Annotated in this window: 24 protein-coding genes; 2 read left to right on the forward strand and 22 right to left on the reverse strand. The window is 53.2% G+C overall.

What is annotated here, in order from left to right:
• Positions 1–42: 42 nt before the first annotated feature.
• On the reverse strand, positions 43–1,212 hold the full coding sequence (locus tag R2083_RS10480) for a patatin-like phospholipase family protein (RefSeq protein ID WP_317538997.1): 1,170 nt from the start codon (positions 1,210–1,212) through the stop codon (positions 43–45).
• Positions 1,205–1,462: a hypothetical protein gene (locus tag R2083_RS10485; RefSeq protein WP_121167743.1), complete on the reverse strand. Its 258-nt coding sequence runs from the start codon at positions 1,460–1,462 to the stop codon at positions 1,205–1,207. The genes R2083_RS10480 and R2083_RS10485 overlap by 8 nt, the downstream gene beginning before the upstream one ends.
• Positions 1,463–1,611: 149 nt before the next feature.
• Between R2083_RS10485 and pip the strand changes: the two genes are divergently transcribed.
• A complete protein-coding gene (pip, locus tag R2083_RS10490) occupies positions 1,612–2,574 on the forward strand; it encodes a prolyl aminopeptidase (RefSeq protein ID WP_317538407.1) in 963 nt (320 codons plus the stop codon).
• 63 nt (positions 2,575–2,637) lie between these two features.
• On the opposite strand, the gene R2083_RS10495 is transcribed toward pip, so the two are convergent.
• Both R2083_RS10495 and R2083_RS10500 read right to left on the reverse strand, forming a co-directional pair.
• Positions 2,638–3,624: a CPBP family intramembrane glutamic endopeptidase gene (locus R2083_RS10495; RefSeq protein WP_317538408.1), complete on the reverse strand. Its 987-nt coding sequence runs from the start codon at positions 3,622–3,624 to the stop codon at positions 2,638–2,640.
• Positions 3,593–5,596, reverse strand: a complete 2,004-nt coding sequence (locus R2083_RS10500; RefSeq protein ID WP_317538409.1) for a toll/interleukin-1 receptor domain-containing protein — start codon at positions 5,594–5,596, stop codon at positions 3,593–3,595. The genes R2083_RS10495 and R2083_RS10500 overlap by 32 nt, the downstream gene beginning before the upstream one ends.
• A 230-nt stretch (positions 5,597–5,826) precedes the next feature.
• Between R2083_RS10500 and R2083_RS10505 the strand changes: the two genes are divergently transcribed.
• The gene (locus R2083_RS10505) at positions 5,827–7,065 is read left to right on the forward strand and encodes an EAL and HDOD domain-containing protein (protein ID WP_317538410.1); all 1,239 of its coding nucleotides are present in this window, start codon (positions 5,827–5,829) and stop codon (positions 7,063–7,065) included.
• A 19-nt stretch (positions 7,066–7,084) separates the two neighbouring features.
• On the opposite strand, the gene R2083_RS10510 is transcribed toward R2083_RS10505, so the two are convergent.
• From R2083_RS10510 to bioD, 18 genes are all read right to left on the reverse strand, one after another.
• The gene (locus R2083_RS10510; protein WP_317538411.1) at positions 7,085–7,534 is read right to left on the reverse strand and encodes a DUF6174 domain-containing protein; all 450 of its coding nucleotides are present in this window, start codon (positions 7,532–7,534) and stop codon (positions 7,085–7,087) included.
• A gap of 15 nt (positions 7,535–7,549) precedes the next feature.
• Positions 7,550–8,062 carry a hypothetical protein gene (locus R2083_RS10515; RefSeq protein WP_317538412.1) on the reverse strand — a complete coding sequence of 171 codons (513 nt, stop codon included), beginning with the start codon at positions 8,060–8,062 and terminating at the stop codon, positions 7,550–7,552.
• Positions 8,055–8,441, reverse strand: coding sequence for a TM2 domain-containing protein (locus R2083_RS10520; RefSeq protein ID WP_317538413.1), 387 nt, complete (start codon positions 8,439–8,441; stop codon positions 8,055–8,057). Before R2083_RS10520 ends, R2083_RS10515 begins: the two co-directional genes overlap by 8 nt.
• A 14-nt stretch (positions 8,442–8,455) precedes the next feature.
• The gene (locus R2083_RS10525) at positions 8,456–8,668 is read right to left on the reverse strand and encodes a DUF4177 domain-containing protein (RefSeq protein ID WP_108698768.1); all 213 of its coding nucleotides are present in this window, start codon (positions 8,666–8,668) and stop codon (positions 8,456–8,458) included.
• A gap of 112 nt (positions 8,669–8,780) precedes the next feature.
• The gene (locus R2083_RS10530; protein WP_317531228.1) at positions 8,781–9,362 is read right to left on the reverse strand and encodes a hypothetical protein; all 582 of its coding nucleotides are present in this window, start codon (positions 9,360–9,362) and stop codon (positions 8,781–8,783) included.
• 278 nt (positions 9,363–9,640) lie between these two features.
• Positions 9,641–10,354, reverse strand: a complete 714-nt coding sequence (locus R2083_RS10535; RefSeq protein WP_317538414.1) for a PEP-CTERM sorting domain-containing protein — start codon at positions 10,352–10,354, stop codon at positions 9,641–9,643.
• A gap of 317 nt (positions 10,355–10,671) precedes the next feature.
• Complete coding sequence (locus R2083_RS10540; protein WP_317531230.1) at positions 10,672–11,043, reverse strand: DUF202 domain-containing protein; 372 nt, start codon at positions 11,041–11,043, stop codon at positions 10,672–10,674.
• 82 nt (positions 11,044–11,125) lie between these two features.
• The gene (locus R2083_RS10545; RefSeq protein ID WP_317538415.1) at positions 11,126–11,764 is read right to left on the reverse strand and encodes a hypothetical protein; all 639 of its coding nucleotides are present in this window, start codon (positions 11,762–11,764) and stop codon (positions 11,126–11,128) included.
• 44 nt (positions 11,765–11,808) lie between these two features.
• Positions 11,809–12,093: a DUF3175 domain-containing protein gene (locus R2083_RS10550; RefSeq protein ID WP_317538416.1), complete on the reverse strand. Its 285-nt coding sequence runs from the start codon at positions 12,091–12,093 to the stop codon at positions 11,809–11,811.
• A gap of 70 nt (positions 12,094–12,163) precedes the next feature.
• Positions 12,164–12,979, reverse strand: a complete 816-nt coding sequence (locus R2083_RS10555; protein WP_317537428.1) for an integrase core domain-containing protein — start codon at positions 12,977–12,979, stop codon at positions 12,164–12,166.
• Between the two features lie 206 nt (positions 12,980–13,185).
• Positions 13,186–14,151, reverse strand: coding sequence for a WYL domain-containing protein (locus R2083_RS10560; protein WP_317538417.1), 966 nt, complete (start codon positions 14,149–14,151; stop codon positions 13,186–13,188).
• Positions 14,152–14,398: 247 nt separating this feature from the next.
• Positions 14,399–16,531, reverse strand: coding sequence for a dynamin family protein (locus R2083_RS10565; protein ID WP_317538418.1), 2,133 nt, complete (start codon positions 16,529–16,531; stop codon positions 14,399–14,401).
• Positions 16,532–16,622: 91 nt separating this feature from the next.
• The gene (locus R2083_RS10570) at positions 16,623–17,051 is read right to left on the reverse strand and encodes a hypothetical protein (protein WP_317538419.1); all 429 of its coding nucleotides are present in this window, start codon (positions 17,049–17,051) and stop codon (positions 16,623–16,625) included.
• A gap of 394 nt (positions 17,052–17,445) precedes the next feature.
• Positions 17,446–18,209 (reverse strand): IS5 family transposase gene (locus tag R2083_RS10575; RefSeq protein WP_317530936.1). Its coding sequence is split into 2 segments (ribosomal slippage): positions 17,446–17,894 and positions 17,894–18,209, totalling 765 coding nucleotides; the frame shifts between segments, so codons are not numbered across the junction.
• A 12-nt stretch (positions 18,210–18,221) separates the two neighbouring features.
• Positions 18,222–20,057, reverse strand: coding sequence for a dynamin family protein (locus R2083_RS10580; RefSeq protein WP_317538420.1), 1,836 nt, complete (start codon positions 20,055–20,057; stop codon positions 18,222–18,224).
• 13 nt (positions 20,058–20,070) lie between these two features.
• Positions 20,071–21,744, reverse strand: coding sequence for a dynamin family protein (locus R2083_RS10585; RefSeq protein WP_317538421.1), 1,674 nt, complete (start codon positions 21,742–21,744; stop codon positions 20,071–20,073).
• Positions 21,745–21,844: 100 nt separating this feature from the next.
• Entirely contained in the window at positions 21,845–22,480 is a 636-nt protein-coding gene (locus tag R2083_RS10590; protein ID WP_317538422.1) for a hypothetical protein, read from the reverse strand.
• A 221-nt stretch (positions 22,481–22,701) separates the two neighbouring features.
• Positions 22,702–23,373 carry a dethiobiotin synthase gene (gene bioD / locus R2083_RS10595; protein WP_317538423.1) on the reverse strand — a complete coding sequence of 224 codons (672 nt, stop codon included), beginning with the start codon at positions 23,371–23,373 and terminating at the stop codon, positions 22,702–22,704.

Below are 23,373 nucleotides of genomic sequence, written 5' to 3' on the forward strand. Positions count from 1 at the left end.
TGACAAAAATTTAATCCAATAAAAACGTAACGACCGTATGCGCTATACCTTGTCTTGAACCCCAATAAACTTCAATAGTTCATTTTTTTGCTGCATGGTATCGTTATAACCCAACTCGATTAAATCGCGGCAGAAAGGCACTTCAAATAATACGTAGCTGAGTAAAGTCGAACCATTCGGTCCCATGGCGCCGATGGCACGGTACAAATAGCGCATGATCCACGGCAGCGTATGCGCATATTTCTGCGCAATTTCGTTGATTCCCTCGCTCGGTGCAATCATCATCGCCTCAATGGGACGCAGCGATATGTTATTCGCTTTAAACGCCTCGGGCGGAATCAGTTTCAGTGTTTCATTAATGCGCAGCAAACGTTCCAGATCCACATCCAGGCTGTCGACAAAGATGCTGTTCAACGCATGCCCGGCAATCTGTGCAAAAGGCGGATAACCCGATGCGCTGATACGTTTGGGCTCGTCGGTCACCGGCTTGCGCACACCGATGATCAATACCTTGTCGGCACCCAGATGAAGCGCCGGGCTAATCGGCGCCATCTGACGCATAGAGCCATCGCCAAAATACTCACGATTCAATTTCACCGCAGGAAAAATAAACGGTATCGATGAAGAAGCCATCAAATGTTCAACCCCGATCTCGACCGGAAGACCCAGTCTTTGCGCCCGTTTCCACGGCAACACTTCTCGTGCCGCTTGGTAGAAAGTCACCGATTGACCCGATGTGTATCCCCAGGCAGTCAATCCCAGTGCATGCAGCGAGCCGGAGCGGATACAGTGTTGAACGGTGCGGAAAGAAAAACGGCTTTTCAGCAAAGCTTCCAGCGGTGCATTATCCAGCAGGGAAATGGGATTATGCTGGCCGTATTCGCTCGATACCAAGGAGAGCATACAGCGCAAAGTGTTATGAATAACACCCATGAGATCCGACCGGTAAATCTGATCGACATGAAAATTCGACCAGACTTCTTCCAGCCGTCCGACACCTTCGGCAAAATTGTGGGCGGAAACGGCAATACTGGCGGCATTGATAGCACCGGCGGAGGTGCCACAAATAATCGGGAACGGGTTACGCGTCTTATCGGGTAATAATTCGGCGATTGCGCGCAACACACCCACTTGATAGGCTGCGCGCGCTCCACCACCGGTCAGAACAAGTCCAACTTTCGGTACGTCTAATGATTTCTTCTGTTCATACACGAACTGCAAACTCTGACTTCACCCTCTCCAGCGCATCCCGTAAGGTTTCTTCTGGTAAATTGTTTAACGAACTGGACAGGATTTTGGCTGCCTGGCAGACCGAATCCGGCAATAACGCACTGTCCATCTTGGCTACAAACATAGCTGCGGCACCAGTCGCATCCAGCAGGCTTTGACGCTCATTCATCAATATTTCCATTTCTTCGCGCAACATGGAAACTTCTTGTTCTCTCAGGATAGTATTAGGCATATGATATTCCTTTTAACATTGATACAGTAGATAGCCTGTCGAGCAATATAGCAGAACTATAATTCATTTAAGACCTGAACTCTGTGATGTTTACCACTCTTTTCGATCTTTCTTAAACCCAATTAATTATCGGCATTTGTACCCATATCATGAACCACCATTCCCCTGCTGCGCTTTACCATGAAATTCAACCCTACCGGCAAGGCACATTAGCCTTGGATACCATCCACACCATGTACTGGGAGGAATCCGGCAATCCTTCCGGCACACCAGTGGTATTTATCCATGGCGGCCCCGGCGCGGGATCGACACCGGCGCACCGGCGCTTCTTCGATCCGGCATATTACCGCATAGTCATATACGATCAAAGGGGCGCGGGGCGCTCAACACCGCTGGGTGAAACACAAGACAACACAACACCGCATCTGATCAACGACTTGGAAACACTGCGCCAGCATTTGGGAATCGAACGCTGGCTGGTATTCGGCGGCTCGTGGGGCAGCACGCTCGCACTGGCGTATGGTGAAGCGCATCCGGAACGTTGTCTGGGCTTCATCCTGCGCGGCATTTTTCTGTGCCGCAAACAGGAAATCGACTGGTTTTTGTACGGATTGCGCAATTTGTTCCCGGAACCCTGGCGTGAATTGGTTGCGCCCTTATCCGGCGCGGAACGCAACGACATCCTGTCCGCCTATTATCAACGCCTGATGAACCCGGATCCGGCTATCCACATGCCCGCAGCACGCACCTGGAGCACCTACGAAGGCTCATGCTCGACGTTATTGCCGAATCCAGCGACAGTCCGCTATTTTGCCAGCGATACCGTAGCGCTCGGGTTGGCGCGCATGGAAGCGCATTACTTCATGCACAATATTTTTCTGCCGGACAACTCGTTGCTGGATAACGTGCACAAACTGCACAACATCCCCGCCACCATCGTGCAAGGCCGCTACGATGCCGTCTGCCCTATCGTCAGCGCGGACGATCTGCATCACGTCTGGCCGCAGGCGGAATACATCATCATCGACGACGCCGGGCATTCGGCGTGGGAACCGGGGATTCAATCCGCTCTGGTCCGGGCCGCCGACCGGTTCAAAACACAAAATACCTGACTGCACGCTTACCGCGGCTTGCCCTGCTGGCACTGCTGCGGTAAGCGTCTTGACGCCTAGTATTTATCCACTCCTGAAATTCCCGATATAAGCGCTGACCTCCATCATCCACGCGATGCCGAGATGCACCGCCAGACCACCGGCGATGGAGCGGGTTTGATACGCGACGACACCCAAAATCAACCCGCCGAAGAAGGAAGAAATGCACTCGAGCAGCGGTTTGCCGAAATGGACACTGCAATAAAAAACCGCCATCGGCAGAATCGCCGCCGGTCCAGCATAACGGGCAAACGCAAAAATCAGGAAACCGCGGAAGAACAGTTCGATCGTGACAAAATCAATGCCGTAACTGACCTCGTACAACAACTGAAACCAGCCGAAATGCTCTGTGTGCAGCGCGATGAAGGCAATCTGCTTTAAGCGCGGATACGCCGCGAGAAAATCCGGTTGCGTCCCGGCGTACACAATCAGCGGCACCATCATCAACAGCATCAAACCGTACGGCCACCAGCGCACATTGCGCAGCGTCAGTCCCCAAAAACCCGGCTGCTCAGGAAACCACCGCTGTATCACGATCAACGGCGCCAGCACCACCAGCAACTTAAAAGGCAGCGTCGTGACAATCGTCCAATAACTCCCCCACACCCCATCGATTTGATTTTCCAGCGGATTAGCCACACTCGCCTTAATCGCAAACAAAGCCGGTGCGATCAGCAGCAACCACCAAAATAGCGGCGTAGCCGCGATCAAATGGCTGCGGAATACCATGGCAAACCCATACGGAACCACAAACGCGCTGCAATACACCAGAAACAGCGCAACACACTGCTGCCAGCGAGAATCCAGCCCTTTGATCATGCCGCTTTCAATGCCCAGCGTATAGTTCAGCGTGATCAAAATCCCCACCCAAACCGTGCAAAATAGCAGCAGCCCTTTGTCCAGCAAAGACCCGCACTCGCGCAAACGGATGAGAGCGGCCGTCATCGGGAAAGGAGAAGCAAGCCGGGCGGCAACACGTTCAAGACTTTGCCGCTTCCGCTGACGGCTCATCCCGGCCAGATGAAACCGGTTGCAGCATTCCCTCCAATGTACCGATCCACTGCTGCTTCTCATGATCCAACCGATTTTCACGCTTCAATCGGTATAAAATCTCCAACGCATCCGCCAGCAATCCCTTTTGCTGTCCGGTCAGAGTCTGCGACAGCTTGACATAGCTCACCACCAGATCGGTTTGCCACTGCACCACAGTCGGGTCAAGCTCCGCCAGTCTCTTGGCGATGGCAAGACCATCTTGATACGCCTTCAGCGCCGCCGCGTTGTCACCACGTTTCACATGCATGTCTCCGACTTTGTTATAACTCACCGATAAGTCGCGCTGCCACTGCGTGTGCTTCGGGTCGAGTTCCGCCAGTCTCTTGGAGATGGCAAGTCCATCCTGATACGCCTTCAGCGCCGCCGCGTTGTCACCGGTTTTCTCATGTACGCCGCCGATCTTGTTATGACTCACCGACAGGTCGCGCTGCCAACCCGTGTGCTTCGGGTCGAGTTCCACCAGTCTCTTGTCGATAGCAAGACCATCCTGATACACTTTCAGCGCCGCCGCGTTGTCGCCGCTTTTCACATGCATGTCCCCGACTCGCTCATAGCTCACCGACAGGTCGCGCTGCCAACCCGTGTGCTTCGAGTCGAGTTCCGCGAGTCTCTTACGAGTCGCTAGCGATTCCTGGTACGCCTTCAGCGCCGCCGCATTGTCGCCACTTTTCACATGCATGTCGCCGACTTTGTTATAGCTCACCGACAGGTCACGCTGTAAATCGATATTATCCGGTTCCGCTTTCACAAGTTGCTCCAGCAATAATTGGCATTGCTGGTATTTCTCAAATGCTTTCCGGTTATCGCCCAGCGCAAGCAAAATATCCGCTTCATCACCTAATGCGATTACAAACCACCAGAGATCTTTTTCTGGATCGAGCTGTTTCTGCAGATTTTGCGCGGCTTCCAGCGCCAGCGTACTGTTGCCCATTCTCCTGGCGATGCTGCCGATATTGCGCCAAGCTTCGGGGTAATCGCGCCGGAATACGACGGCCTCTTGATACAGCGCCAATGCTTTGCGCATATTGAAAGCGTTTTCCCAGCGCTCCGCGGCTGTATACGCTTCCTGCGCCAGTTCTGCCGTTTTTTCCCGTTTCAGGTTTTGATAATAGCGCTCACGGATTTGCGCCGCCTGTTCCAATTCACCTGCCTGCAAGGCTTGCTGTTCTGCCAGCAGTTGCGGATTTTCGGGATTCTTTTGCAGATCGGCTGCGTTTTGCACCAGTGCATCGCGGTATTTGCTTTCCCATTCCGCCACATCGCTGCGGTATCTTTCGAGCAGATCTCTGAGATTGTGATTATTGCGTTTCTCTTCGGTAAGCTGTTTCTCCAATTGCGCCACGAGCGTTTGGACTGCGGCATCGGGCAAGTTGGTATACGAAGCAACTTGTACCGCCTGTTGCGCAATATTGACGTTTAACGCAAGCCCGCTACCGGTCTCCGGCGGAAGATAAATCATGCCGCCGATCTCTGGCGCCGGTGTCGCGTGCTGATCTGTCAACAACCGGTACAGCGCGGTGTAGTCTTGCGGTAGTTTATAGGTGGTAAAGCCTTTCAGCGGCAACGGCACATCGCTCAAACTGCCGCGTTCGGGAATAACCGGGATGAATTTGGTGTTGCGGTAGTAATGATCGTACAGCGTTTGCGAAATCACCACGCCTTCGAAATTGACGCCGCGCCCGCCGTCCGGATCGATTCCCCGGTAGCGCTGCAAGTACAGCGGCGTGCAGACGATCAACACGAAATCTGCTTGTTCGATCTGGTTTTCCATCCAGCGTTGCCAGCCTTCCGGCGGGAAACCGTTGACGTATTGATCGATCTGGCAATCCAAGCCATCCCGGCGCAAATCGTTGGCCAGATTGTGCACGAATGCACGGTGCGTATCCGAGTCGTGGCTGTAACTGATAAAAACGCGGGCAGTTGGATTCATGGATAGCGGGTATCACGGATTCGATGAGCGGCAAGCATAAGTAAAACCGGCGGCAAAGTCTACCGGGTGCCCAACGGACGCGAGAAATCTCCAAAGCATGTTGCAGTAAATCTCCCGCTGAACGGAAAACCCCGTTTGTTCCCGCTTTAGGCTGCCGTCACCCTACCGTATATTCCAGCTTCATTTACCCGAACAAGCAGTTGCATTCATCGATCATCGCGGAGGAATCAATGGAAAGTTATTTTCTTGGCCGGCAACCCATTCTGGATCGTAATCAGAACTTAGTCGCGTACGAATTGCTGTTCCGTCAGGAGCAGACTCAGGAGACTGCGAAAGTCACCGACGACTTATCCGCATCGGCGAACGTGATCGTCAACGCGTACGGCCGTTTCGGTATCCAGAATGTGCTCGGGCAGCAGCGCGGCTTCATCAACGCCGACCTCGACTTGATCATGAGCGACATCATCAGCCTACTCCCGAGCAAGCATGTGGTGCTGGAAGTCCGGGTGCCGGAATGCATCACGGCGGAATTCTTGCAGCAGTGCAACGAATTGAAGCAAAGGGGATATCAATTCGCGTTGGACAACATTGTGGCGATCGACAGCAAAATCGAGCAATTGCTACCGATCGTCAGCGTGGTGAAAGTCGATGTGCTGGCACTGCAAACGGACGAACTGGAGAAACTGGTCACCACATTGAAACGCTGGCCGGTTCTGCTGTTGGCGCTGAAAGTGGAAAGCCGGGAACAGGAAATACGCTGTAAACAACTGGGATTCCAGATGTTTCAGGGTTACTACTTCGCCAAACCCGAGGTGATGTCAGTGAAACGCACCGATCCGGGAAAGCTGTCGCTGCTCAGGCTGTTGACTTTGGTGACGGATAATCACGATCACGACGAAATCGAGCGGGAATTCAAACGTCAGCCGGGCTTGAGTTATAACCTGATGCGCATGGTCAATTCCGTCGCCGGTGACTTGCCGCGCAAAATCAACTCGATCAAGCACGCGATCACGTTGATGGGACGCGAGCAATTGCTGAAATGGATACAACTGCTGCTGTACACCTCCAGCCAGCCGGAAGACGGCGCGCCGGATATTCGCATGCAAATGGCAGTGGAACGCGGCAAGCTGATGGAATTGATCGCCACCGCCGAGCGGCCGCACGATAAAAATCACCACGAGCGGGCATTTATCGTCGGTATTCTGTCGCTACTGGATGAATTACTCGGCATCGACATGCAGCAGATTGTCAACAAGCTCGGTATTTCCGACGATATGTGCCAGGCTTTGATGAAACGGGAAGGACGCTTGGGACAGGCACTCAAATTGCTGGAAGCCGATGAGCAGGACGATCATGCCGCGATTCAATCCATCTTGGCCGGTCTCGGTTTTTTGAGCCGGGATGAATTCACCGCTATTAAAATACAAGCAACCGGCTGGGCCGATCAAACCGGCGGCATCGCCAATTAGAAAAGGATAGGATTTACGCTTAAGGCAACCGCTCAAACGCTGATACCGCCAATCCGAGCTCGTCATCCGTGGCCCTTTTGATGCGATCGATGTTGATCCGGGTTGGAAAACCATAGCTGGGATGATAAGCCACCGCGATTTGATCCGCCTTGCCGTTCAAGCTCGCTTGCAGTTCCGAGAACAGCCGGTCGATTGTCGCGTAACGGGCAAAAAAATCATATTGAGCATCTGCCGCCGTAATCGACTTGCCGGTGTTATCCGTCATCGCGGCAATTTGGCCGTTCAGCACTTCGATCTGCAACGGCATGCGGTTTCTGAAGGTACAAAAACAAATCATATTCAGCTCGAAGCGGTAGTGCGTGATATTCGCTTCTTGCCATTTCTTCTGGTGACGCTCGAAATCGCTGCGCATGGGCGATACGCAAGCCATCAGCAGCAAAATTGATAGGAGCAGAAGCGTTTTTTTCATGTGGCGCGAAATTCCCTAATCATCCATTTTCCCGGATGCTCCAGCGGGTGTTTCTATCTGAATTTCCGGCTCGATCACCGGTGTGGCGGAAAATTTGATTGGCAACTCGCTGTAGTTCGCCGGTGTAACGAACACTTCCATATAAACCGGTGTAGCGAGAAATTCGGCATAAAAAGTATTGGCATAGCCGCCGGATGCCGTGGCAAAACCGAATCCATGCGGGGTGATCTGTCCCTTCGCATCGATACGGATCAGATTATCCAGCGTAAACGGTTCGTTTCCCGGAATCGATTTCCCGGTGGGATGCAGACCGGTAATGCGCTCACCATTGCGGTGACCGGCAATGCTGAGAATTTGATAGAAGCCTTGCGCATCGGCAGTTTCGGCGGTCGTAAGCGTCCCTCGGGCGACAACGCTGCCGCTTGTATAACGCCAATTCCATATTTTCTCGGCGCTGGCATTGTGTGCAAATACCAGCAGTAGCGTGACAACAACACCGGATAAAATATGATGCGTTAATCTACTCATCCTGACTCACCGTACGATAGATTCTTTCTATGACTTCATTATTGTAGTCCTGAACCACGCTTTGCGAATTAAACAAATCCCTCAGCTCAACCACCGTGATCGCAATAATCAACAGCAATCCGAAACCGGCAAGTCCGGTAAAGAGCATGACTGTTCCGGTAATGAAAATGCACAGATTGATTGTGCCACGCAGCGATTTACCCAAATAGAAATGATGCAGTCCGGCGACAAAAAGATAATTCAGCACCGCGTAGGTATCGGGATCTTTCAGTTCTTGTTCGGCTTGTGTGAAAAATTGCAGCCGTTTGTCATCCGGCAATGCACGCACACGTTGTCTGATGCGCTCTTCGTCTTCCCGGATGGCCCCCTGGCTTTTCATATGTGTGGCAACGCTCAACGCGCCAGTGTGATAATCACCGCTTCGCGTTTCCAGAACAATAAAAACCGCTTCTGTTCGACGAACTGGAACACCAGCGTCCAGCCATCCGCGGCTTCCTTGTTGAGTGTCATTTCCAGCCGCTTGATCGGAATACCCGACGCACCCAGGAAAATCGTTCCCAGCCCGCCTTCCGTCACGTATAACACTTTGTATTCTTTGTAAGCCATATGGTTAAGTCCCTGTTGATTTCACTGGAATGTAGGGGATTTTTCAAATCAGCGGCCTAGTGTACCGCAACCGGGAAATCCGGTGTTGTGACGCAATAAAATCAGAAACGCATTACGCCACAACGACCCGCCTGCGGTACGCGATCAGCGTAACCATGAAAACACAAATCACCAGCATGACAGCCGGAAACAACAGCGTGGTCACGGAAAAATTCTCCAGCGCCAGCATCACCAGTACATTACGCAACGTGAACAATGCAAAGAATTGTAGTGATTCCGAATAGGGGAATTGATAGGCTTTTCTGACCGTGGGCCCGAATCCGATCACGTCGATCGCTGTCAGCAGCACCACCGCCCACACCGGATCGGATGTCCAGAACCACAGCGGCAACGAAGACAACGCTGCGATAAAAAATACCCAGTCGGCTCGAGTGACCGTCACATCGGCGCGCTTCAGGTAGGCCAGATAGGCAATACCGATGGTAATTCCGGCTGAAACACCGATCGGCCATGTACCCGCGCCGCCCTTGTCCTGCAATTGCGCCACAAAAATCAGCAACGTCGTCGCACCCCAGATCACCCAGGAAAAAATATGCGGTTTGATCGAACCCCGGAAAATTTCCCGGATGTACGGAATGAACGCGGCCAAAGTGACTGCAATAGCAATCAGACTGAGAGTTTCTTTGTAGAACATTTTCTTTTTGCGGTGCGCTGTGAAAAACAGAATCGTGTAAGAGCGCATTGCACTTGATTGGTTCAGTCTGGAACAAAATATTCATGATGCACCTGATACATCAGGCAAAAAAAGAATACCAGCCATTTTGGGTTACCCGATCAGGGTGTTTTCGTGGTTACAACGCTGGTGTTTCTGTTGGGATGGTTCCGGTTTTTGTTGGCTTGAAATGTATCTGATGTGATGGGTGAATCTTGGATGGACACCACCGGACTTGTCCGGCGGCATCCCATTGAATATTAGACTACTTGATTTTTACGGCGCACCATAAATCCCAACAGACCCAGACCTGCTAATAACATGCCATAGGTTGCGGGTTCAGGTACGGGACTCACCGTACCGCCAATATAGAAAATGCCGGTGCTATTGTAAGCCGCATCGATTGCAGCCACGGCCGTGGCATTCAACGTAATTGATACGATACTGCCGTTACTCGATGAGTCAACTGAAATCGAACCGTAAGCATTACCGGATGCCAGATCATTGAAGATTCCAAGTCCGGTATCGCTGAGAGGATTACCGGAAACATCGAACAGGGTATACAGCAGTGCAGCCGATTGGCTCAAGAAGCCGCCATCCGCGCCACCGTTCTCTCCAACGGCTGGTTGATACAAATTCAACACAGCACTGGTGGTTCCAATAGCGCGATGCACGTCGAATGCGAAGTAGTTATTCGCAAACGTATCGCTTCCACCGCACGAGTCGGATGAGCCGCAGGTACCCGCAATATAGTTTCCTGTCGCGCCGCCAAAATTGTTGGTACCGGATGCATCAACCCAGCCGCGATTGGTCGCCGTATACGTTGTGCTGCCGTTCAGCACCAGTTGCGCGCTGCCAACGTTGTGAGTCCAAGCAAAAGTGTGGTCACTTAATCCAGCCGATGCAACCGATGGCAGTACCGCCAATCCTAGAATGCATGCCACTGTGCTAACTAATTTATTATTTTTGATCATTTTCTTTCCTTTCAAGACTAAAATTATTTTTAACCTATTTCGCACAGGGATAGTAGTTTGCTGTAAATATTAAAACCATAGGGCAGCACTACTTTTTTTATAGTCGAGTTGTACCATTTATGGGGTATCCAATCGATCCATATCCGCTGAAAATCTCCTTAGAAATGGGTGCAAACACTGGCCGGTGTCAGCTGAACAACGAGTATGGGTACCCCTTCGACTCTGTGTGTAACAACAGCAGATTGCATGATTTTTTTGAGAATGGAGCACTTGGAATCGCCAGATACGACACAGCATCCTTGCTCCCAGTGATCACATCAAAAACGCCCGATGTAAAGCACGACAATAAGTCCCAACGCCAAGATAGCCACTGCGACATTCACCAGCATGCCCCAGCGGGTTCCGTATCCCTCGGGAAATTCCGCTGGATTCAGAGTTTTCAGGAATACCGCATACTGACGGGATGAATAAATGGCAGATACCGCGCCGAGGAGGACAAAAGCAAATCCCAGCCAGAATGTCAGCGCCATACCGGAAGCATGCACGTGATCCGGCGCGAGGACATTCATTAGAAGGCCGGTGCGTTCGACCAAGAAACCGAAAGCAATCAGAGCAAGACTGGTACGGTTCCAGGCCAGCAGCGTCCGCTCCGCCGCAAAGAGTACCCGGGGATCTTTGAGTTCCGACATGCTTTCTCCTTAGCGTGACACTGAATTGGTTAACAAAATTGCACTATGGAACAACAACCTTTCTCGTTGATTCGATGGATTTCTACTCCCAAATCACCATCTTGAAGCGTTCCTTGACGATACCGAAGTAATTGCACTTCCAATCGCTTTGCGCAAAAAAATCCAGGTGATGCCATTGGTCTTTCTGTTTCAGGATACTGGCAGCGGCATCGTCCCAATCCGTGACGGCCAATTTAACTTCCAGCTGCTGTTTACGTTCGGCCACTTCCGCGTAATCAAAACCGTCATATTCCCAATGCAACACTTCAAACACATTACCCGCACGGTCGGCGTAATCCATGCTGAAATCCAGCCCCCACTTGGGACGCATGCGGATAATCTTGTAAATCAGCGGATTGGTTTGCGCCCAACGTTCGAGTTGCTGCAGTGCTTCGCCGCGATACCCTTTGCGCTCGAATAACAAACTGTGGTTAAGCACTGCGCCTTCCACCCGTTCCGGCTGTGTGAACCAAGGCGTCTTGATCGCGTGCCGGTGTTCCCGGTGCGCATGCGCAGATGTCAGATTAGCCTCGGCATAGCGTTGTTCCAGACCGGTCAAGTCGTACCCGTTTTGATCGAACAGGGCCAGCTCATGGGCTGCCGGTGCATTCAAACTTTCCAGCGGGCGGTCCCAAAAACCTGTGGGATTGAATTGATTGTTGGTTAAATCTAAGTAACTCATGGGATTAAATAAAATTATTCCTGATTGGCAAGCTAAAAAACAGATTATGGTTGGATGCGCGGTTTTCCATACAATTCCCGCAGCTCATTCTTGGCTTTTTCCAGCACCTCGCGCTGCTGCACGGACAAATGCTTCCCCGCCCGGTTGATGTAAAAATTCAACATCGACATCGCCGACGCAAACGGCTCCGCCTTGCGCCGCTGGCTATTATCGGCCGACTGCTTCAACGACAACGCGATTTTGCGCGGATCATCCCACGAAAAAACACCGGACTCAAGATCCAAGGCGTTGCTGGTTTCGGTAACATGGCGGGACCAATTTTGAGACATTAAATTTAGCAGATCTCTTAATGCATAATCCTTTCAAGCAGCGTTCACAATACCTAACCTGTAAGAAATCTCAGGGTTGTTTACAGAGAGGTTGATTGAAATAAGCGTGAAGTATTTCATAAGGGGTAGCATTATTCAAACTCTTATGAGGTTTGACGGTATTGTAGAAGTTAATGAAACGGGAAAGCAGAATGCGCCGATCGGCGCAGTCTTTAAAGGAAATCTGGCTGTGCCACATATCCATCAGGGTGCGGATGACTCGTTCGGCTTTGCCATTGGTTTGCGGACGATTGATGCGGGTAAACTTCTGTCCGATACCGTGTTGTGTGCAAGCTTTGCCGAAAGCATGGCCGTCAGTTCCTTTAAATTCCTTGCCGTTATCGGAATAAGCGCAGTCGATCTGATACGGACATTGGGCAATGACAGTGTCTATGAGAAAGCGAGCTGCGCTGTGTTGAGTTTTATCGGGAAAAATATCGGCATACAGCTCCCTGGAAAAATCATCGATGGCCACAAACAGGTACTCGCGAGGTTCATTGGCGGATTGCCCTTTCAACAAGGAAAGCCGCTTGGTATCAAAGTGAACAAGCTCACCTGGGTAAGACTTGTTATAGCGTTTGGCTTCACGCTTGAGCCGTTCCTGGATGGCTTGTTCGACCTTAGCCAGGCGCTTAAGACCGTATTGCAACGTCTTGAACCGCTGATTGGTGCTGTCACGCGGCGTAAATTCCTGCAGTCTCGCGCGTTTCAGTACATCATAAATCGTTGGCCGGCTGACATGAAAGCGTTCCGCCAAATGCGCCACCTTCCACAGCCGGGTTTGATAAAGCCGCCAGATTTCCTGACGATCTAATAAAGTTAATCGGGTGCGTTTGTGTATGTTCATCTACAGTATTCTCCCAAATACTGTAAACAACGCTAGTAATTCTTACACCTAACCTAATGTATATTAAAAACTTCATCTCGTCCTTACAACCAGCCTAAATCCAATGACTTTCACAGAAGCCCAGACGATTGAAAGTCTGCTGCCAAGTGTCTACAGAATAATTTTGCACCACCCCTAACTCGTCCATGCCTATTGTGGATTCACCTTTACAGCATCAAGGGCGTCATTTCTATCCCGTCAATCTTTTCTCCCCAGCCACGCAACCAGCGGAGCAGTAATTCGGTGTCCGCTACGGTAGCCGTGATTTCCAGCTTATCGCCCAGATCGCTTGCCGTTTGATCAGCGGCCAAAGGCGATTCTAGCAGATGCTGGCCACAGGTTTTATCGATATGAAACCGCAATCGAACCTTACGGCCGCGACTCATGCCGAATTCACCATCGTTGCAATAATTCGCGAGGTCGAAACCGGTTGGCCAGGGAAATACTTCGCTGCGAGCTTCGGCTTGCACGATACGCGGCAGCGCAAGAATACGCTCGTTGTCGTAACCCTCGAAACGGCAGACAAGATATAACCTTACCCCTTGTTGCACCAAGCCTAGCGGCCAGACTGTCGCTTGCTTATGCCGCCCTTGTGCATTGCGGTAATGGATGTTGAGCTTGCATTCACGATAGAGAGCATCGCTCACCGCATCGAACACAACCGAGGCGATCTTTGGTGTCAACAAGGGTTGACTCTCCGGAATACGCTGCACCTTCTTCAGCCAGCGCCGTTCTACCTGTGGCGCAGGCGAGGATTCCAGCTCACGGCGGGCGGTGGAGAAAAGCGGGGCCATACTGGCCAACGCACGCGCTGGCAGTAACTGCGATATCTCGCTTTTAGCCAATTGCAGCAACAAGGCCTCGCCGGCGGTGAGCAGCGGAAGTTTCAAACCCTCGGCGCCTTCCATCCAGCGGTAGCCAAAAGGTTTGCCGCGCGTATCGCATTCAATGGCAAAGCGGCTGCAAATCGCATCCAGATGGCGCTGCACCGTGCGCAGACTCACATCATGACCGGCAGCGATGATCTGCTCGCGCAGATGCACGCTGGTGGTGTATGTACGGCGCGGAATACGGCGCAGGATTTCGAGAATCAGCAGCGCATTATCAAGCACGTAGGAATGTGATCCGGGCATGGAGCTTACGATGACCTCAATCGCTGCCTAAGCCGTTTCCACAATGTCGAAGCAGCAAGGTCGCTTCGTACTTGCAAATCAGCGTAATTGCAACGGGGACAGCAATCAGGCGGCAGATCAGCGACGGTCAATGCATCGGATGCGGGTTGCCACACCTGCTGCCAACCGCACTGCGGACAACTGATTTCAAGTGGATTTGATCGAATGGGCATATGAACCTGGGCGGGTTATGAGTGAGCGATCACCATCAAAGCGGTGTAACATCTGTCGATAAATCTATTCTTCCTAACGAAGAAGACATCATGGCATCGACCTCCTCTATCAGTCCCTGCAATCGTTCAACCTGTCCAGCCTTGTCAGCCAGCGCCGCACGAAGACGTTCGACATCGGCAGCGAGCGATTGGGTGAGCGCTTGCTGCAACTGGCCGGCCAGCGTATCGAGCTGGGAGCAAGCCTGTTTCACGGCATCGTCAAGCCGCACGGCCAGCGTTTGCTGTAGATCTGCGACAACTTGCGCCAGCCGTTCCCGCAACGCCGCCATTTCGCCGCTGCCGCGCAATTCGCCGGAAAAGCCTGACAGCGCCTGCCCTGGCTCGGGTGATTGGACATCCAGTTGCGGCCAGGGCAGCCGGGCAAGCGTGGTTTCGATCAACGCGCGCAAGCCGCGTGGGTCGAAATCGCCGCTGCGGGTGTCCAGCACGCCCAGCAGTTCGCGGCGCAAACCGGTGGAAAGAGCATCCGGAGCAATCAGTTCGTCATACAGCGCCAACAGGCGGTGGCGGGAATCCTCGAAGTAAATGCGCAGATTCTCCAGCGCATCCGCAACGGCCAGATAGCGATAGGTAGTGGTCTCCGTGTAGAGCTCCGTATGGGAGCTTCCCCACGAGAACGGATTCCACCATTTCGAATCACTGACCTCCACGCTCCGGACGCGGGTTTCATAACCGGTGCGATCTTCCAAGGCGCGTGCGCGGCCAGCCCCTTGTTGCAGATCGTTGAGCATGCGCCGGGACTGGGCGCGGGCGGCATTGGCCTGCTCTTGCACATAGCCGGACAGCGTGTCCGCAATCGCCTGCAAGCGTTTTTTGGCCTTGCTGGCGTGCGCGTCCAAGTCAGCCATATCGTGCGTCCGCAAGAAGGCAATGCGCTCATTCGCCTGGACGCGAAGATTGTCGAACAACTGCACGCGCGAACGGCTGAGTTCTTCCTCCAGCTTGTTGCGCTGGGTGGCGAGAATCGCCTCGCGGTCGGCAAAGGCTTGTTCCAGCGCCGTGCGCAACGCCGCAAAACCGCCGATACGCTGCCAATCCAGTTTCGTGGGCGCAATGCCATTCCAAGCATCCTCGGCTAGCTCTATAAATTGCTGGTGAAGATGACGCTGGCTCCTGCTCCACTGCTCAGAGGGCAAGCTGGCCAGCGCCTCGGCGTAGGTACTGGCAAACAGCGGTGAACTCATGCCACGCAAAAGCGCCGCAATATCGGTAAAACCCTGTTTCTCGCGTTGAGCCGCCAGTTTTTCCAGATTGCGCCACGCATGCTCACCGAGTCGTTGGTGCAAGCGGGTTTCACACTCGCTTAGGTTATTGCGGTCGAAGCCGTCGCCCAAAATGGCGGCATCGAACTGCGACCCCACCAGCACGAGACGTTTGACCCCCTTGGCGGGCAACTGGGCAGCCAGCAATTCCTGATCGCTGGCATCGAAAAACTGGCTAGCGCGGGAGAGGAAGAACACCACATCGCACTTGGCCATGTAAGCGCGCGTTTTGTCGGTACGGCTTACCACCGGGTCGTTCATGCCGGGGGTGTCGACGATTTCGACGCCGGCCAGTTCCGGCAACGGCAACGCCAGCTCGCTGCTTTCCACCAGCGGGGTGTAGAGGCCTTCGGCGCCGACATAGTCGTTGATGCGCCCGAGCAATGCGCCCATGTCATCGGCGTGCAGTTCGATCTTACCCCGTATCAACAAGGCGGTAATCGCTGTGCCGTGATCCCGCCGCGCCTGCTGCACCAGCTCGCGGGCGGCGCAAGCGGCGATATCCTGCGCATCACTGGCTGCCAATTTTTCCAGCGCTGCCCAGGATTCGGGCGCATAGAAATGAGCCGTGAAGCACGGCCTCTCGGCGTGGCGGATGCGGGTCAGATTGGCCGTCTTGGGTGTGGCCGCTTCCGGCAATAGCGGCTGGCCGTCGAACAGCAATTGGTTAAGAAAACTACTTTTCCCGGCCTTGACCTGCCCCATGATACCAATCGACAGGGGCGGGTGTTCATGCGTAAAACGCTCGCACCGGGCAAGGGCATTACGCTGCCATTCGTGGAGGGCGGCGAAGGCTTCGGGGAAGTCGGAGTAATAAGAAGAAAGAAAGTCAGGGAGATGATTCATGTAAGAACCCAGAAGAATCAGTTTTAGGGGATGATAAGTCGCCTCTTCCTGAGGTAATGTCGGACGAGAGATTCTGTTTGATCAATAAAAATCATTTCACTACACTCCTCCACTTCTCAGCCACTCGAATAACATGTTCGTTCCCGTCGTAGCTGAAGGCTTGACAGTGCACATAGGGTTGCTTTCTGATTCGATCAATGGCGAGAGACCTGATGGTGTAGGTTCCGTCGGCGTTTTCTTCAAGTGAGCAGAAACCACGGCTTGAAACAACGTCAACAGGCATCTGATAACCATCGACATTCTTTGTCACAACAACCAATTCATCATTATCGATCCTATGAGGTGTACACAGCTTCTCTATTTTTTCTTTGAGCAGATCAAGTTTTGCGGCTGGCACCTTGGCCTTTCCTGATTCCCACAGCTCCCAAGTGCGACGCGTAACATGAACCAATTGTGCGGCATCCGTTGTTTTCAAACCAATATTTGTGCGCACTCGAAAGAGAAAATCGTTATTTTCCATATATTAACCTTATGATATGCTGATTGCGAATATATTACTGTTTACGAAAAATATTCGCAATAGCGAATTTTTGATTGCCCTCTACAGTTGTTCGATAAAATGATGCCATGGCAGCGTCCGCGCTTGTCCGTCCCGATCCGGATTATCTGTGCTTTGAGGGTATTGGCGAATTCCGCATTGGTAAATTGGCTGCCTTGGTCGGTGTTAAAGATCTTCGGGGTGTCATAGTGAGACAGTTAGGGATAGACCTGGTAATCAGGATACGGATTGCTGGTGTTCGGCTTTTGCCAATGGCTCTCAGATCGAACTTCTTCGTCAAACTGCAAACACTATCCCAAAAAGGAATATCGACTGAGTAAAACAAAGCAATTACGAGAAATTCTACTAGGGCCTGTTAACACAATCTGATTGCTTCGACGATGAGAGCGAAGTGGATAAAGGAGATGAAGACGACATCGAGCTTATCGAACCTGGAGAAGATGCGGCGAAATCCCTTGAGCCTTCTGAACAATCGTTCGATCTCGTTGCGTTTTTTGTACATGGCACGGTTGTATTCCCAGGGTGACAAGCGATTTGCTTTGGGCGGAACAACCGGGATGTAACCCAAATCTAGTGCCAGTTGCCGGGTTTGGTCGCCCTCATAAGCACGATCCATCAGCAGGTAGGTGGGCGTATTGACGGGACCGAGGGAAAGCAAAAGCTGCCTGCCCTCTGGCGCATCGTGGGCGTGACCGGGCGAGAGGGCAAAGCTTATGGTTGTTCTGGAATCTGCGGCAACCAGATGAATTTTGGTGGTCCATCCACCTCGAGATTTTCCGATGGATTGGGGGCCGTTTTTTTTAACGCACCCGTACCGTCGGGATGGACTTTGATGCTGGTGCTGTCCAGCGAAACAGTTTCAATACGGATACGGATGATTTGCTGATGCTGAAGTTGCCCAAATACATGGCTCAGTACACCACTCTTTGCCCAGCGATTCATGCGGGTATAGATGGTATGCCAGTTGCCGAATCGCTTGGGCAGTCCTCGCCACTTGCAGCCATGCTCGGCAACGTAAAGAATGGCATTGAGAACTTGCAGATTGGAATGGCTGACGTTGCCACGCTGACGCGGCAGGCAGTGCTCGATCTGTTGATATTGAGTTTCGGTGATTTCCATCACCAAATTATATCAAATAGCGTTAACAGGCCCTAGTTTCTCTAAATGAGCCTCTTCTAGATCAAATGCGGATGCAAGCTCACTTATGACAGAAATCATTTCATCGTTTAGTTGAGTATCAATGCGTAGCAGAACTAGCATATCGATCAAAAGTCGATTCTCGAGTCCTTCCTTGTGAGTAAGAATAAGGTGTATAGGCTCAAGTAATGACTCAGGTTTGAGACCATAGGCTTGCTCAAAGAGTTGCCTACGAATATCACCAAGTTTCAAAGAATTGAGCAGCAGGTAAAGCAAACGGGTTTGAGACTTGGAAATAGCCGATTGTGTCGTCAGTGCGGCAGCCAAAAATAATGCGTATTGTCTGCGTGTGTGCTCGTCACATGATGCAATGGCGTGATCATGTAGAGAATACTGGTTAAGTGTTTTTCCCTTTGCAAGGAGTATCAAAGATATTGAAGAATTTGAGAGAGGATTGCTATTGTCAACGGATTGAAGATTCATAGCCTCAACTTTGGCTTGCAGGCTGACAAGTGCCCGTCGGATATCAAGCTCTTCCCGTCCTTCTTGCTTGCGTAGCGCTACAAGTTGTTCCAGCAGGTTGCTGCGCCCCAGTTCCAGCAACTCCACTTCATGCGGTTCAGGTAAGGGGATGCCGACGATATCGCCGACGCGCTTGAGTTCGCCGAAGAAGCGGCCGCGCAGTTCGCGCAGGCGCGCTTCCACCTTTTTGAGCGTTTCCATGCGCTCGTCGATCATGGTCTTGAGTTCACCCGCATCGCTGGCGAGTTCGCCATCGGCCAGGGTAGCGATACGATTGATGCGGTGCAGTTGCCAACGGGCGGCGGCGGCTTCGCGTTCCAGCCCGCGCTGGTAGCGGGTGAACAGCATCTTGAAGCGATGCGCGAAGCGCTGCCGGCGGGGCGTCTGGTTCCAGGCGGCGAGTTGGGCACGCAGCGGGGCGAGCAATCCGGCATGGCGCGGCCGGGCGGAAACGGCCAATACGCCGAGTATGGGTAAGTTGCGTGCGGCCAGTGTTTCGCGCATGCGTTCGATCACGGCGTCGCGGTCGCTTTCAGTGAGTTCGTCGGCATGACTGGCGACGATGAGACGCGGGATGGCTGGGTCAAGCCGGGCGAGGAAAGCGAGGTCTTCTTCGGTGAGGTCGCCCTGTTTGATGGAAGTCACCCAGACGATGGCGTGAGCGCCGGATAGTTGCGTGGCGGCGAGATCGGCATCGGTGCGGTCGCCCGCCGTGGCGCGGCCGGTGTAGCCGGGGGTGTCGACGAAGGCAAGGTTCTCCCAGGGGAAGTCTTGCCGGGTGATGAAGGCGGCGCCGAGCGCGCGCGACACCTGGCTGCCGTAGCGGTGGGGTTCGTCGTGGGTGAGACTGGCGAGCTCATCATCGGTAAGTGGCACGCGCAGACGATGGAGATTGAGAGCATGCACGGCGTCGCTCTCACCCGCCAGCACGTAGGCAGGCAGCGCTGTGGTGGGGTCGACTTCCACCACCAGCAGTTTCTTGCCGGTCAGGGCGTTGATGAGGCTGGATTTACCGGCGGAAAACGGGCCGCCGAAGGCAACGACGGTTTTTCCGGCCAGGCGCGGGTCGGCGCAGAATTCACGAAAGCGGGCAAGTTCGCGGGCAAAACCGAGATAGATGTCGGCAAAGTCGTTCGGGCTGCCAAGCCGGGCAAGTTCAAGCAGTTCGCGGTGGATGAGGTCATCGAGCCGACTGACAGTATCCAACGCCGGTTGGGGATCGTTCAGTCCCGGCGTGGCTTGCAGGGCGCGGCAAAGCAGGCCGTAGCGTTGCTGCAGGATGGCGGGATCAATATTTTCAAGTGGCATGAGGGTCTCCATTTCAAGTGGCGGAGGTGATTTCTGCGATCATGACGAGCAGTTGATCGAGGTCGGCCTGAGCGCGCTGGCGCAGAGCGGCGATTTCGGCTTCGCCTTGTTGCAGTGCGGCGACAAGTGTGGTCAGGGTTTTCTTCACTTCCGCGCGTTCGGCTTCGATGTTGCGAGCAACTTCGGCTTGCGCCTTTATCACCTGTTCGCTCAAGACCGGACGAAGTTGGGCATCGATTTGCCGGGTGGCGTCGCTCAAGGCGGCGTGGATGCGGCTGCGGACTTCTTCCCGCTGGCGCGCGGCCTCGATTTTTTGCCGCTGTCGATCGGCGTGATTATCAAAGAGCGCGGCAAGTAAAGGCAACCATGGGGCGAGCAGTTTACCAAGTGGATGAGGTATCTGACGTAACAATGGAGCGAGAAGTGTACCCAACTCCTTCCAGCGGAATTCACCGTCGCTGTTCGCGTCACCGGACATTTTGATGTTGCCGAGATTCAGCTTGAAATCGAGCCGGCTGGGCAGAGCATCGACCAGGCGGTCGAGATAGCGTTGTATGGCAGGCTCGAATTCTTGCCGCAGGGCTTCGGATATGACCAGGCGGGCCGTGCCGAGGATGTCGTCGCTGATGTCTTGGCCGTTTAAGGCATGTGACGTCAGCGTTTCGAGACGATCGGAAAGGGCGCTTTCGACGCGCAAGCGAATGGTGCCAAGGATGGGGCCGATCTGTGCTTGCAGTGCTTCGGTTTCTTTTTGCAGGCGGGTATCGAAGGCGCGGATATCCTGCTCGAGTTTGTCGATGCCGGCCTGGATACGGTCTGCGTCCTTGTTTTCCTGGTTGGCAAGCAAACCGAGGTGCTGCGCGGCGTGTTGTAGATTATTCCGATAAGCGCCAACGATGCGAGTTTCGAAAATTTCGCCTGCTTGGGCTTGCAAGCTGTCGAGGGCGGTTTCGAGTGTGCCGAGGTCTTTCTTGCGCGCCGAGGTCACAACCACGGCCAAAGGTTCGCGGCCCATCAGTGCGGTGACGGCATCGCGCAAATGGTCAACCACGGCTTGCACGTCTTCTGGCGGGCGATTGTCGGTCTTGGAAACAATCAAGATCACGGGCATTTTGGCAATGGCCAGTTCGAGCAAGGCGCGGCGCAAGCTGTCGCGCAAGGTACCTTCTTCTACTCCGATCATTACGCCATAAGCGAGACTGCGTTCAACATAGCCGTCAATGACACGCTCGTGGGCGGCAATGCCGGAATCCCATCCCGGCAGGTCGACCAGCACCAGTTGTTGCCGGGAGGCCAGTGCCGGACTGGGTATTTGCGCTTCGACCCAGCCATCGGGAACCAGCGAGGAAAGGTAGTTTTCCCGCAGGCCGGCTTCTTCCAGGGGAAACCGGCGGCCATCGGGCAAGCAGCCAACAAAGTGGCGCTCGGGGCCGTAACGCAACTCGGTGGGGACGGCGGTTTCCGGCGTGACGGCAGTGGCCAGCAGACGCTCTCCCAGCAACGCATTGAGCAGGCTGGATTTGCCGCAGCTGAAGGCGCCGATCAGCGGAACGCGAATCTCGAAATGCTCGATGAGCGGAGAGAGTTCATCGATGTTGCTTTGGTCGAGGTGGTGACGTGCATGGATGTCACGCACCTCTTGAAGTTGCCGTTGCAGCGTGGTCTGTCGTGAAACAAGTCGACTCATGGATTTATCCTTATTTTTTCGTTTTGTTATACAGTTTTCCAAATGCTGTTCAATTTATGATGCCCGCCGACCGGCGACGCCACTTCGGTCAGCCATAATGTCAAGCCGCACCCGGATTGCTTTGCGATGCATCAACTTTGCCAGACAATGTGTCAAGCATGTCAACATATCCTAACCGGGCAGTCTGGATGATGGTGCGGGTTTCTTCGCGAATCGATTCGATGATCTTTTCGCGCAACCCGAGTAAATTTTTGCGCAAGCGGCTGGCATTGTTGTTTAGCTCGCGATCCCAGGCATCGGAGCATGGATCGCTGGAGAGAAGCAGCATGCCGATCAGTCCCGGTTTGGCGCGTTCGATGGCCTGACCGATCAGGTCGTCGGCATGGGTGCGCAGCTTCAAACTCTTGCGCAGGCCCGTGAGACTGATTCGTGCGCTATCGAAGTCTGTTTCGCTGGCGCCACCTTCTCGCAGTTCATTTTCTTGCCGTTCAAACAAATCAAGCACGTGATGTTCGAAAGCTTCGTCGTAGCTCAGTGCCAGCATGCCGCAGAGAGCCATTTGCGTGTTCGTGGCCAGGTCGAACATGAAACCGTCTGCTGTTACCTCCTCAATCTCGACTTCGAATTTGTCCCATACTTCATCAGCTACTGTGTTGGCAAGATCGTGAGCATCGTCGCGCAGGTCGCGCATGCGCTGACGCTGCCGGTTAATCAGATTTTGCAATTGAGTGTTCATAATTTTCCTCCATATTTGATTGACCGGCGGGTATGCCGGTGAAAATCATGATGCCTGAGCAAGGCGACAGAAGGTGACGCGTGAACGCACTCTCAACTTATTTTTCTGATTCCGGATTGGAGTGGTCAGGTAGGTAGCGGATCGATCATATCCTTGCTCAGAAAACTGAGCACAGATTATCATTCCCAAATGTATTCAAACACCTGAATAGCAAGGAATTATCACAGTATTTCCAGCTTATTAATATCGAGCAATTTTGCGCTTGCTGGCGCATTGACTTCCACATCGAACGGCACTACCACAAGCAGCGGAGCATCCAGCCGTTGTTCCAACGTGACGATATTTTCCGCTACAGCCAGCATCTGCGGATCAATGCAGTTGGCCACCCACCCTGCCAAGGTCAAACCGGCTGCCTTGATCGCTTGAGCCGTCAGTAATGCGTGATTCAAACAACCCAGACGCATACCAACCACTAAGATCACTGGCAGATTCAGTGCTCGTGCTAAATCCGCGCCAGTCTGATGCTGATTAACCGGCACCAGAAATCCACCAACGCCTTCGACGACAACCCTATCCGCTTGGGCGCTGAGTGTTTGGTAAGCTTGTTGAATCACCGTCAGGTCGATTTCCCTGCCCGCTTGTTGCGCAGCAAGGTGCGGCGAAATGGGCGGGTCGAATGCGTACGGGTTGATTTGCTGACGCGTTACATTCACGTTGCTAGCAGCGAGCAGTTGCTCGACATCGTGCCATTTTCCATTTTCGACGCCTGCGGCGATCGGTTTCATGCCGATGACTTTGTGACCTTGCGCGGCCAACGCACGCAACAACGCGCAACTGACGGTGGTTTTGCCGATGCCGGTATCGGTGCCGGTGACGAAATAGCCTTGCCCCAT

The sequence above is a fragment of the Nitrosomonas sp. Is35 genome (genome assembly GCF_033063295.1).
In the GTDB taxonomy this organism is placed as follows: Bacteria; Pseudomonadota; Gammaproteobacteria; order Burkholderiales; family Nitrosomonadaceae; genus Nitrosomonas.